Raw genomic sequence first — 10,579 nt, 5'->3', positions numbered from 1 at the left:
AAATGTGCACGACGCGGGCTGCCGGTAGTATCGGCGCTCGCGTTTTTTTGTGGGCGGGCGCTGCATGGATCGTTCGATTAAAGACGGGATGAGTATCCCCCGCGACCCGGATTCTTGCGGGTCGATGAGAGAAGCGATCTGAATTGACAGCTCGTTTGCCCGGACTCGTTACATGCCGTGGAGCGATCCGGCACTCTCGGACTGCAATGAAGTTAGCCACGCAGGTACGAACCTACCGATGCACAGGTTGATGGCTGTCAAATAAAACTGCGCCCCTGGTATCCCAGGGGCGCAGCGGTCCGAATCTCTGTAGTTAGTGTGTCGACGACTTAACGACCGACCACCGTACCCGTGCAGACGCTCGCGTTGCCAATGTCGAGGTTGAAGCCGCGCGGGTTGCTCAGGAAGTCGTTCGAGATGGCTGTCTGGTAGTTCGACGGAACCGTGTCGAAGCCGTTGCCATGAACGATCGCCGCGAAGCTGGCGTTCGTGTAGTGGTTATTCAGGAAGTCATGTACGGCCGTCGTGACCGTCGAGTCGGCGTAGCACTGGCTAAGGATGATCTGGCTGGTGCCGGAAACCGGGTAACCCGACGCCGGGTTGCCGGCGGCCGGCAACCATTGCGAAGGATCCGAGGCAGCGGACTTGAGTGCCGGCGGCTTGACCGTACCGAGCGCAATGGTCGCATTCGCATACGTCGGCGCGTAGTACACGTTGTTTGTCCGGTTCACGAGGCTGGCCACCGGCAGTTGCAGCGCGCCGGCGGACGTCATGACCGTGCTCGACGGGGCGAGGAACGTGTTCGTGTAATTTGGAGCCAGGTATGCAACAGCGGCCATACCGGCCGACGCATAGCTCGCCAACTGTCTACGCACGCCACCGTCACCCGAAGCAGCTATGAAGTTCGACGGCACGACGCCGCCCGGGAACGAAGCCGTGAACGTCAGCGAGTCGGTGAACGTGACGCCGGTGGCCGTGTTGACGATCGTACAGACAGCAGCCAGATGGCGTGTCAGCAGTTCGGTCGTGCCGCTGCCGTCTGCACGATAAACTACCTTGATCGGCATGCTGATCGTCGTGTATGGCGAGCCGGTTTCCGGATTGATCGGTGGGTTGGTCCGGACGCCGTTGACGACGGTGCCGGCCCAGTCGGTAATACGGCCCGAGAAGATGCCACACAGATCGTCGTCGTTCAGCGCGATGCTATGCGTTTGCCCCGGCGTAGTTTGCGGCGTCGTGGTGCTCGTCACGGCCGGGCCGTTGACGACCGGAATCGTGATCGGCGTGACGATGTACGGGATCTGGATCAGCGGGCCGTTGGTCGCGCCGAGGCCGGCCTTGTACGACGTGAGCTGGGCGCTCGACAGTGCCGCATCGCTGTTCGCGAAGTGGACCGTGCCCGTGACCGTCGAACCGAAGAATGTCGGCTGGTTGTTCAGGAATGCGTTCTGGCCGGCGCCCGAACCCACCGAGAAATACGTGAACGAGCCTTCGGCGGTGCCGAACAGGCCGATTTCGGTCGCGGTGTTGCCGATCGTACCGATTGCCGGAGCAATGAGGGACGAGCCACCGCCTTGCACGTTAGGCGAGGCCATCGCGGCAATACCGCCGAGGCTGGAGAAAGCAAGAGCGATCGATTGGCAGAGCCTGCGGTGTTGATGAAGTCGCATGTGATAATTTCCGAGGAGAAGAGATGGCACGCCGGACTGACGTCAACGGTGCGCCGACCGAGGACACAAATGAAAAACTGCGCCCGCGGATCTCCGGGGGCGCAGCCGTTCCGACGAGGTTAAGCTGATTGCCGGTCGCTTAGCGGCCGACCACCGTGCCCGTGCAGACGCTCGCGTTGCCGATGTCGAGGTTCCACGTGCTCGCGTTGCTCAGGAAGTCGTTCGAGATGGCCGTCTGGTAGTTCGACGGAACCGTGTCGAAGCCGTTGCCATGAACGATCGCCGCGAAGCTGGCGTTCGTGTAGTGGCTGTTCAGGAAGTCATGCACGGCTGTCTTCACCGTCGCATCCTTGTAGCACTGGCTCAGGATGATCTGGCTGGTGCCGGAAACCGGGTAGCCCGACACCGGGTTGCCGGCGGCCGGCACCCATTGCGAAGGATCCGAGGCTCCGGCCTTGAGTGCCGGCGGCTTGACCGTACCGAGCGCGGTCGACGCATTCGCATACGTCGGTGCGTAGTAGACGCCATTCGTCTTGTTCACGAGGCTGGCCACCGGCAGTTGCAGCGCGCCGGCCGACGTCACGACCGTGCTCGACGGGGCGAGGAACGTGTTCGTGTAGTCCGGGCTCAGGTAGGCAACGGCGGCACCGGTGGAGGACGACAGTGCATTGCGCACGCCGCTGCTGCCCGAAGCGCCGGTGAAGTTCGACGGCACGACGCCGCCCGGGAACGAAGCCGTGAACGTCAGCGAGTCGACGAACGTCACGCCCGTGGCCGTGTTGGTGGCCGAGCAGACAGCGGCCAGATGGCGGGTCAGCAGTTCGGTCGTGCCGCTGCCGTCCGTCCGGTAGATGACCTTGATCGGGCTGCTGGTCGGCGTCGTGGTCGACGAGAGGTACGTCGAACCCGTTTGCGGGTTGATGACCTGATTCCAGTCGGTCAGCTTGCCCGAGAAGATCCCGCACAGATCGTCGTCGTTCAGCGCGATGCTATGCGCTTGACCCGGCGTCGTTTGCGGCGTCGTCGTGCTCGTCACGGCCGGGCCGTTGACGACCGGCACCGTGATCGGCGTGACGATGTACGGAATCTGGATCAGCGGGCCGTTGGTCGCGCCGAGGCCGGCCTTGTACGACGTGAGCTGGGCGGTCGACAGCGCCGCATCGCTGTTCGCGAAGTGGACCGTGCCCGTGACGCCCGCGCCGAAGAACGTCGGCTGGTTGTTCAGGAACGCGTTCTGGCCGGCGCCCGAACCCACCGAGTAATACGTGAACGAGCCTTCGGCCGTGCCGAACAGGCCGATTTCGGTCGCGGTGTTGCCGATCGCGCCGATGGTCGGGGCGACGAGCGACGAACCGCCGCCGTGGATGTCCGCGGCCATCGCGGCCGTGGCGCCCAGACCGGAAACAACGAGAGCGAGGACTTGACAGATCTTGCGCTTGCTGGATTTCATGAGAAATTTCCTTGAACGAAGATAAACGGGAACCCCTGCTACTGCGGTTGGAATGCTTATGGACCGCCGGGTAAATGTAGGAGGTAATTCGAATGGCGCGTGTGAATTTTTCATAACGAATGGTGCGTAACATTTTTATCGATCAAGCCATTGCGTTATTCGAATTGATAAAGCGCCGATCGGAGTGTCATTCGGCATGAGTTGGAGCGCCCATATACTGGGATTTGGCCGGAGTCGCTCGACGGATTGCGCACGAGAATCCGCGTCAGGCTTGATGGAAGCTGTTGACGTAACACGTGGGGCCGGGCCGCGCTATCCCAACTTCACGACGGTTTCGTGGCAGATGTTACGGAACATTGCGCACGTCGATGAATATCTTCCACTTCGAGGTACTTTTTTCGCTTGTCGCACGAATCTGTAAATGGAAGGTCGAGCAAGGTCGCATTGTATTTAATGTGTGTTCGATTAATTTACTGGATAAGCTTGAAATCGTTTTTACGTTATAAGAATGACGAATCCGGGTAATAAGCCCCGTCAAAAAAGGTAGCCCAACATCCGTCACAAATCTGCGCCGGTTCGCTACGTAGTCTTCCCCGGCGACTCCGTCCGGCACATTGCGCGCCGTCGCCGAAAAAGTCGCACGCGTGACACGAGGGCACTGACATGTCGGCATTCCGCTACGAAGCGATCGATCCCACCGGCCGCACGCTGAAAGGCGTGCTCGAAGCCGACAGCGCGCGCGCCGGCCGCAGCCATCTGCGCACGCAGGGGCTCACGCCGCTCGTCGTCGAACTGGCCGCGCAGCGTCTGCACGGCGAGCGCCATCAACGGTTGTCGCTCGGCCGCAAGCTGTCGCAGCGCGAGCAGGCGATCATCACGCGCCAGCTCGCGAGCCTGCTGGTCGCGGGGCTGCCGCTCGACGAAGCGCTGTCGGTATTGAGCGAGCAGGCCGAACGCGAATACGTGCGCGAGCTGATGGCGTCGATCCGCGCGGAAATCGTCGGCGGTCATTCGTTCGCGAACGCACTGAGCCAGCATCCGCGCGATTTCCCCGAGATCTATCGCGCGCTCGTCGCGGCCGGCGAGCACACGGGCAAGCTCGGCGTCGTGCTGTCGCGTCTGGCCGACTACATCGAACAAAGCAACGCGCTGAAGCAGAAGATCCTGCTGGCGTTCACGTATCCGGGCATCGTCACGCTGATCGCGTTCGGCATCGTCACGTTCCTGCTGAGCTACGTGGTGCCGCAGGTCGCGAACGTGTTCACCAGCACCAAGCAGCAACTGCCGACGCTGACGGTCGTGATGCTCGCGCTGTCGGATTTCGTGCGGCACTGGTGGTGGGCGTCGCTCGCGGCGACGGTCGCGATCGTCTATGCGATCCGCAAGGTGCTGTCGCGCGATGCGCCGCGGCTCAGGTTCGACACGTGGGTGCTCACCGCACCGCTCGCGGGCAAGCTCGTGCGCGGCTACAACACGGTGCGCTTCGCGAGCACGCTCGGCATTCTCACGGCGGCCGGCGTACCGATCCTGCGCGCGTTGCAGGCGGCCGGCGAGACGTTGTCGAACCGCGCGATGCGCGCGAACGTCGACGACGCGATCGTCCGCGTGCGCGAAGGATCGGCGCTGTCGCGCGCACTGGCGCATACGAAGACGTTTCCGCCGGTGCTCGTGCACCTGATCCGCTCGGGCGAGGCGACGGGCGACGTGACGACGATGCTCGACCGCGCATCCGAAGGCGAATCGCGCGAGCTGGAGCGCCGCACGATGTTCCTGACGAGCCTGCTCGAACCGCTGCTGATCCTCGCGATGGGTGGCGTGGTGCTCGTGATCGTGCTGGCGGTGATGATGCCGATCATCGAGCTGAACAACATGGTGCAGTGATGCGCGGTTCAGCGCACGAACGCGTTGGCCTTCTCCGCGGCGGGCAGCGCGATTTCGCGTTGCAGTCCGTTGCGGTCGACGACGATCGAGCGCGCGCGAACCTCGGCAAGCTTCGCGGCTTCGCCGATCGCCGCGCCGAGCGACACGACGCGCGATGCTTCGCCGCCGACGCTGACGATCGCGGCCGCTCGGCGTGCATCGAACGCGAGCACGCCGAGCAACTGGATGGCATCGCGGCCGTCGTCGGGTTTCGCGCCGAACAGCCGCGCGCCGGCCGCAACGTCGATCGGCGCGGGCGGCGGTGCAAGCGCCGCGACCGGCGCATCGGCGGTGCTCAATACGCGAACGGCCCACAGCGACACGGCGGCGAGTGCCGCGGCGGCGGCGAGCGTCGCCGCGAGCGGCACGAGATCGGTGCGGGACGGCGTGATGCGAAGCAGGTCGAATGGTTTCATGGCGACGGGTCGATGCGATGGACAGAAGACGTTTTCCATTCTTTGCCGCGAGGGTGAATGCATGATGACGGGCCTCAACGAAACCCGAACGTCGTACGCCGGCCACGTGCGTGAACGTGAGCGTCGCCGTACGCAACGCGGGTTCACGCTGATCGAGATCATGGTGGTGGTCGCGATTCTCGGGATTCTCGCGGCGCTGATCGTGCCGAAGATCATGAGCCGACCGGACGAGGCACGCCGCATCGCGGCCAAGCAGGACATCGGCACGATGATGCAGTCGCTGAATCTGTATCGCCTGGACAACGGCCGCTATCCGTCGCAGGAGCAGGGGCTCGCTGCGTTGATCCAGAAGCCGACGACCGATCCGGTACCGAACAACTGGAAGGACGGCGGTTACCTGGAGCGCTTGCCGAAGGATCCATGGGGCAACGCATATCAATACCTGAACCCGGGCGCGCACGGCGCGATCGACGTGTTCAGTTACGGTGCGGACGGCAAACCGGGCGGCGAGGGCAACGATGCGGACATCGGCTCGTGGCAATGACGGAACGATGGGCATCCTGAACGGGCGCGGCCGGCGCGCGGGCGCCGCACGTCGCACGGCGGCGGGCTTCACGCTGCTGGAGATGCTCGTCGTGCTCGTGATCGTCGGGCTGCTGGTCGCGGTCGTGACGCTCGCGCCGTCGCGCAACCGGCGCACCGATCTGGCGGAGGAGGCGCAGCGCCTGGCGAACCTGCTCGAATCGGCCGGCGACGAAGCGCAGGTGCGCGCGATGCCGATCGCATGGCAGCCGGTCGGCGGCGGCTATCGCTTCGTGCAGCGCACCGAAAGCGGCGGCTGGGCGCCGATGACCGACGACCTGTATCGCGCCCGCCGCTGGGGCAGCGAAGTGACGGGCGTATCGGTGCATTACACGGGCGGCGGCGAAGCGCCGTCGCGGATCGTGCTCGGCAGCGAAAGCATCGATGTGCCGGTGACGATCACGCTGTGGTCCGGCGACGTGCGGATGGCCGTCGTCGGCACGGGCATCGGCAACTTCGTCGTGCGCCGGCCCTGAGCGGCACGCGTCATGGTCCACGTGCGCGCCGACGATGCACGAAAGCGGTGCGGCGCGATCGTGTCGCGCGGCGATACGCTTCACCGGACTGTCACAGTGCCCGCTCACAATCTGTCGTTCGCTTGCGACGGAGCCGCTCACGGGGATGCACGCTTCGGCACGCGGCGTGCAACTCCACTTCCGTCCAGGGATTCATGACTCGTTCACGGGCGCCGACCGGTGTCCTGGCGCTCGTCGCGTGGCTCGTGTTGGTCGTGCTGTCGATGCGCGGCGTACACGCGCAGGAGACCGGTTCCATCGGCCGCCAGCCGGGCAGCGCGGTGCATTTCGATCTGCCCGCGCAGCCGCTCGCGAAGACGCTGCAGGATTTCGCGCGGCTCACCGAGATGATCGTGCTCGCGCCGGCGCCGCTGCTCGACGGGCGCACGAGTGTGCCGGTCCAGGGCGATTTCGCGCCGCGCGACGCGCTCGAGCGGATGCTGGCCGGAACGGGGTTGCGTGCGGAATTCTCGCGTCCGGACGAAGCGATCATCGTCGCGCAGCCGGCCGCCGAGACGCCGCCCGCTCCGGCCGACACGCCGGCGGATGCGGCGTTGCCGATCGACGGGATCGGCGATTCCGTCGATCGGCGCGCGTTCGCGGGCCTGCTGCAGGCGCATCTGATCGATGCGCTGTGCGCGCAGCCGGCGGCGGTGCCGGGCAGCTATCGACTCGTCGCGCAGATGCGCATCGACAACAGGGGGGCGGTGGTGGCGGTCAACATGGTGGCATCGAGCGGTTCGGCCGCCCGCGACGCGGCGGTGATGCGCGCGCTGCGCGCGCTGAAGCTGGGCGATGCGCCGCCGGCGGATCTGCCGCAGCCGGTCACGATCCTGCTGCGTCCGGCCGGCAACGGCGTGCATTTCCATTGCCCGGCACCGCAGCCGGCCGTTCGGGGCTAGGCCGCCATGTCCGACAGCAACCGCTCCGGGCTCCGGAATCTGCTGGCGACGCGCTATGCGTACCTGGTCAGGCGGCTCGAACGCGTGACGGGGTCGAAGGACGGCGCCGCCGATGCGTTGCACGAAACCTGGCTGCGCCTCGAGAACGCGAACGTCTCCACGCAGGTGACGAACGCGGACGCCTATATACTCGGGATGGCGAACAATGTCGCGATCGACCAGCATCGGCGCGAACGGCGGCATCTGCACGACGACGACGTCGAGACGCTGCTGGAGGTGCCCGACGAACTGGCCGATCCCGAGCGCATCGTCGCGGCGCGCCGCAAGGTCGAGACGCTGAAGGACGTGCTGCGCGGCCTGCCGCCGCGGCGTCGCGCGATTTTGCTGGCCGCCCGCGTGGACGGCCTGCTGAATCGCGAGATCGCCGAGCATTTCGGCATTTCGCTGCGGCTCGTCGAAAGCGAGCTGAGCGCGGCGATGAAGTACTGCCTGCAGCGGATGCAGGAAGACGGCGATTCGTACGCGGGCACGCGAGGCGGCCCGCGCAAATTTTGAGCATCCGGACGATGACGAAAGCCCAGGCCCAACCTGCCCACGACGAACTCGACGAAGCGAGTGCGTGGCTGCTGCGTCTGCGCTCGGGAGACGCGAGCCAGGACGACGCCGACGCGTTCGAACGCTGGTGCAAGGATCGTCCGCAAGCCGCCGATCTGCTGCGCGGCACCTGGAGCTCGCTGCGCACGGCCGCGACCGAACTCGCGCACGAGGAGCGCACGGCCGCGGCCTGGGCACAGGTCGCCAGGCGCGAACGCACGATGCGCACCGGGCGGCGCGCGTTCATCGGCTTTGCGGTCGCCGCGGGCGCGTCATGGCTCGCCGTGCGGCCGCCGATGCAGCTGTGGCCGTCGCTCGGCGACATCGCGGCCGATTACCACACGGGTACTGGCGAGCAGCGCAGCGTCGCGCTGTCGTCGCGCGTCACGGTCGAACTGAATACGCAAACGCGCCTCGACGTGCTGCCGGCAAGCGATGCCGCGCATGGCGTCGAAGTCGTCGCGGGCGAGGCGGAGATCGACGCGGTCGCGCCGCCGGCCGGCCGCGCGACGCCGATCCAGCCGGTCACGGTGGTGGCGGGCGGCGGCCGCATGCGGGCGCTGGTCGCGCGTTTCAACGTGCGGCGTACGGGCTCGCAGGTCTGCGTGACGTGCCTGTCCGGCACGGTCACGCTCGAACATCCACGCGGCGCACGTACGCTGAGCGCCGACGATCAGGTCGTCTACGACGACCGCGGCGTACAGCCGGTGTCGCGGACCGATCCGGGCGCCGTCAGCGCGTGGCGGCGCGGCATGCTGGTGTTCAACGGCGTGCCGCTGTCGGACGTCGTCGACGAGATCAACCGCTACCGGCGCGGCAAGGTTATCCTGCGCAGCGCGTCGCTCGGCGCGAACCGCATGCAGGCGCAGTTTCCGATCACGCGGCTCGACGACGTGATCGACATGGTCGGCCGCCTGTACGGCGCGCACATCACGCGCCTGCCCGGCAACATCGTGTTGCTGAGCTGAGCTGCTTTCCCCGCGTTCCGCCTTCCTTCCTTTCCCCCGTTTCCTTCAGGCCGTTGCTCCGCCTGCCGCGGTGCTGCTCGCGCTGCGGGTTACGGCGCGTCGATACGACCTTATCCATGAGGGCCGGCGGGGCGTCGTCGGACCCGAGGCGTGGGTGGCAAGCGCCCCGGCCGCGCAGCGATGCGCGGCGGGGGGATGTGTGTCGAGGGAGCTTCGGGCGGTGGCGTGATCATGGACGAATCGCAACGGGATACGGATTCCGGCGACGCGGACACGCGCGCCGATGCGATCCGCGAGGGCGCGGTGCGCTGGCTGCTGTGGCTGCGCGCCGGCGACACGACTGAACGGGAACGCGACGCTTTCGGGCGCTGGCGCGCGCAGAGCGACGAGCACGCACGCACGGTGCGCGAGCTGATCTGGATGTGGGCCGTGCTGGAGACGGTCGGCCGCCCGGAGCCGGGCGAGCCGGGCGGGTCGACGCGCACGCATTGACGCGCCGCATCGGCGTTGCAAGAAAGTCTGCGGGTTAGGCGGGGCTGCTGCGACCTTGTATATGAGAGAGCGAGGGCCGTGAAGAGGGGCGATGGCGTGGAGACCGGGGAACGGGGGCCGGAATGGGTCCCCGGATCGCCCGTCATGCACGGTGGTCGGCGCGCGCGCCGGTCCACGCGGCGTCGAGCGGATCGTCGGCATCGCGCAGCGGCTCGCGCAGAAACGGAAAGCGTTCGACGAACGGTGCGGATTCTTGCAGGGCCACGATATGGTTGACCATCCATTGCAGCAGTTCGCCGCCGTGCCGGACCTGTTTCGGGCGCCAGTCCGGCATCGTCGAGAAGAGGGCGGAGAAGCCGCTCCAGCGCGACGGGCGGTCGTTGTCGCCGGGGCGGAAATAGGTATTCATCGCGACGTCGCGCGCGGGCGTCAGCGTGCCGACGAACAGCCCGTGCGGCGTCGGCACGCCGATCTGCTGCCAGCCTTCCGCGATCGCCAGCGAGCGCATCACGCGCGCCGCGACGAACGCGATGCGCGTCTCGTGCTCGATTTCCGCAAGCGACATCACGCCGTTGCGCTGCATGCAGCGCGCGACCGCGTGCGGCCGGATCGCATTCGACGCGAAACTGCGCAGCACGAGGTCGGGCACCGTCAGTTGAAGCTGGAATTCGCGCAAGCCGTGCTCGGCGCTCATCGTCGAGAAATGGACGAACAGCCCCTCTGCGTGACCGAGCGCGCCGACGTACGGTTCGAGCCCGAGGCGCACGAGTTTCGGCGCGATCTGACGTTCGAGCAATCGGAGCAGGTTGCGACGATTGCGCACGCCCTTGAAATCGTCGAGGCCGCGCGTGACGATGTCGCTGATCTCCCAGCGGCGCTCGTCGGCGATGAGCCGCGGGGAGCCGCTCAGGTCGAACCGGGCGCGGCCGTGCGCCACGCGGGGATCTACGTACATGCCGGTGCCTCGTGCATTGATTGCGAATGGCTCGCCGCGACGGCGCGGCGTCGCGCGGAGCGGGTCGCTCACGATGCTGCGGGGTCGCTCGCGCTGCGTCAAGTGCGAACGCGTT

11 protein-coding genes are annotated in these 10,579 nt (G+C 66.3%); 7 read left to right on the top strand and 4 right to left on the bottom strand.

The features are described 5' to 3' along the window. Positions 1–329 precede the first annotated feature (329 nt). Positions 330–1,595 carry a substrate-binding domain-containing protein gene (locus tag WS89_RS04965; RefSeq protein WP_257128125.1) on the bottom strand — a complete coding sequence of 422 codons (1,266 nt, stop codon included), beginning with the start codon at positions 1,593–1,595 and terminating at the stop codon, positions 330–332. Between the two features lie 214 nt (positions 1,596–1,809). Next, positions 1,810–3,120: a substrate-binding domain-containing protein gene (locus tag WS89_RS04960; protein WP_059789683.1), complete on the bottom strand. Its 1,311-nt coding sequence runs from the start codon at positions 3,118–3,120 to the stop codon at positions 1,810–1,812. A 663-nt stretch (positions 3,121–3,783) separates the two neighbouring features. Here WS89_RS04960 and gspF point away from each other — a divergent pair. Further along, positions 3,784–5,001, top strand: a complete 1,218-nt coding sequence (gene gspF / locus WS89_RS04955) for a type II secretion system inner membrane protein GspF (protein ID WP_059789682.1) — start codon at positions 3,784–3,786, stop codon at positions 4,999–5,001. An 8-nt stretch (positions 5,002–5,009) separates the two neighbouring features. Here gspF and WS89_RS04950 read toward each other — a convergent pair whose 3' ends face one another. Further along, positions 5,010–5,456 carry a general secretion pathway protein GspC gene (locus WS89_RS04950; RefSeq protein WP_059789681.1) on the bottom strand — a complete coding sequence of 149 codons (447 nt, stop codon included), beginning with the start codon at positions 5,454–5,456 and terminating at the stop codon, positions 5,010–5,012. A 61-nt stretch (positions 5,457–5,517) separates the two neighbouring features. On the opposite strand from WS89_RS04950, the gene gspG reads away from it, so the two are divergent. The 6 genes from gspG to WS89_RS04920 all read left to right on the top strand — a co-directional run bounded on the left by gspG (position 5,518) and on the right by WS89_RS04920 (position 9,509). Next, the gene (gene gspG / locus WS89_RS04945; RefSeq protein WP_082720347.1) at positions 5,518–6,000 is read left to right on the top strand and encodes a type II secretion system major pseudopilin GspG; all 483 of its coding nucleotides are present in this window, start codon (positions 5,518–5,520) and stop codon (positions 5,998–6,000) included. Beyond that, positions 5,975–6,514, top strand: a complete 540-nt coding sequence (locus WS89_RS04940; RefSeq protein WP_082741783.1) for a GspH/FimT family pseudopilin — start codon at positions 5,975–5,977, stop codon at positions 6,512–6,514. Before gspG ends, WS89_RS04940 begins: the two co-directional genes overlap by 26 nt. Before the next feature lie 194 nt (positions 6,515–6,708). Further along, positions 6,709–7,455 carry a secretin and TonB N-terminal domain-containing protein gene (locus tag WS89_RS04935; RefSeq protein WP_059789680.1) on the top strand — a complete coding sequence of 249 codons (747 nt, stop codon included), beginning with the start codon at positions 6,709–6,711 and terminating at the stop codon, positions 7,453–7,455. A gap of 6 nt (positions 7,456–7,461) precedes the next feature. Beyond that, the gene (locus WS89_RS04930; protein WP_059789679.1) at positions 7,462–8,010 is read left to right on the top strand and encodes an RNA polymerase sigma factor; all 549 of its coding nucleotides are present in this window, start codon (positions 7,462–7,464) and stop codon (positions 8,008–8,010) included. Positions 8,011–8,021: 11 nt separating this feature from the next. Continuing rightward, positions 8,022–9,017: a FecR family protein gene (locus WS89_RS04925; RefSeq protein ID WP_059789751.1), complete on the top strand. Its 996-nt coding sequence runs from the start codon at positions 8,022–8,024 to the stop codon at positions 9,015–9,017. Positions 9,018–9,248: 231 nt separating this feature from the next. Then, the gene (locus tag WS89_RS04920) at positions 9,249–9,509 is read left to right on the top strand and encodes a FecR/PupR family sigma factor regulator (protein WP_257128124.1); all 261 of its coding nucleotides are present in this window, start codon (positions 9,249–9,251) and stop codon (positions 9,507–9,509) included. Between the two features lie 142 nt (positions 9,510–9,651). Here the strand turns inward: WS89_RS04920 and WS89_RS04915 are convergent, their stop codons facing one another. Further along, the gene (locus WS89_RS04915; RefSeq protein WP_059789750.1) at positions 9,652–10,464 is read right to left on the bottom strand and encodes a hypothetical protein; all 813 of its coding nucleotides are present in this window, start codon (positions 10,462–10,464) and stop codon (positions 9,652–9,654) included. Positions 10,465–10,579: the final 115 nt, after the last annotated feature.

The sequence above is a fragment of the Burkholderia sp. MSMB1072 genome, assembly GCF_001524725.1.
Lineage (GTDB): Bacteria > Pseudomonadota > Gammaproteobacteria > Burkholderiales > Burkholderiaceae > Burkholderia.
This window is presented reverse-complemented; position numbering and strand designations above follow the sequence as displayed.

Excerpts from the sequence above, each read along its gene's own strand:
- gspF (WP_059789682.1), top strand. The coding sequence starts at position 3,784 with ATGTCGGCATTCCGCTACGAAGCGATCGATCCCACCGGCCGCACGCTG.
- gspG (WP_082720347.1), top strand. The coding sequence starts at position 5,518 with ATGATGACGGGCCTCAACGAAACCCGAACGTCGTACGCCGGCCACGTG.
- WS89_RS04965 (WP_257128125.1), bottom strand. The coding sequence starts at position 1,595 with ATGGCCTCGCCTAACGTGCAAGGCGGTGGCTCGTCCCTCATTGCTCCG.
- WS89_RS04935 (WP_059789680.1), top strand. The coding sequence starts at position 6,709 with ATGACTCGTTCACGGGCGCCGACCGGTGTCCTGGCGCTCGTCGCGTGG.
- WS89_RS04925 (WP_059789751.1), top strand. The coding sequence starts at position 8,022 with ATGACGAAAGCCCAGGCCCAACCTGCCCACGACGAACTCGACGAAGCG.
- WS89_RS04950 (WP_059789681.1), bottom strand. The coding sequence starts at position 5,456 with ATGAAACCATTCGACCTGCTTCGCATCACGCCGTCCCGCACCGATCTC.
- WS89_RS04930 (WP_059789679.1), top strand. The coding sequence starts at position 7,462 with ATGTCCGACAGCAACCGCTCCGGGCTCCGGAATCTGCTGGCGACGCGC.
- WS89_RS04915 (WP_059789750.1), bottom strand. The coding sequence starts at position 10,464 with ATGTACGTAGATCCCCGCGTGGCGCACGGCCGCGCCCGGTTCGACCTG.
- WS89_RS04960 (WP_059789683.1), bottom strand. The coding sequence starts at position 3,120 with ATGAAATCCAGCAAGCGCAAGATCTGTCAAGTCCTCGCTCTCGTTGTT.
- WS89_RS04940 (WP_082741783.1), top strand. The coding sequence starts at position 5,975 with ATGCGGACATCGGCTCGTGGCAATGACGGAACGATGGGCATCCTGAAC.
- WS89_RS04920 (WP_257128124.1), top strand. The coding sequence starts at position 9,249 with ATGGACGAATCGCAACGGGATACGGATTCCGGCGACGCGGACACGCGC.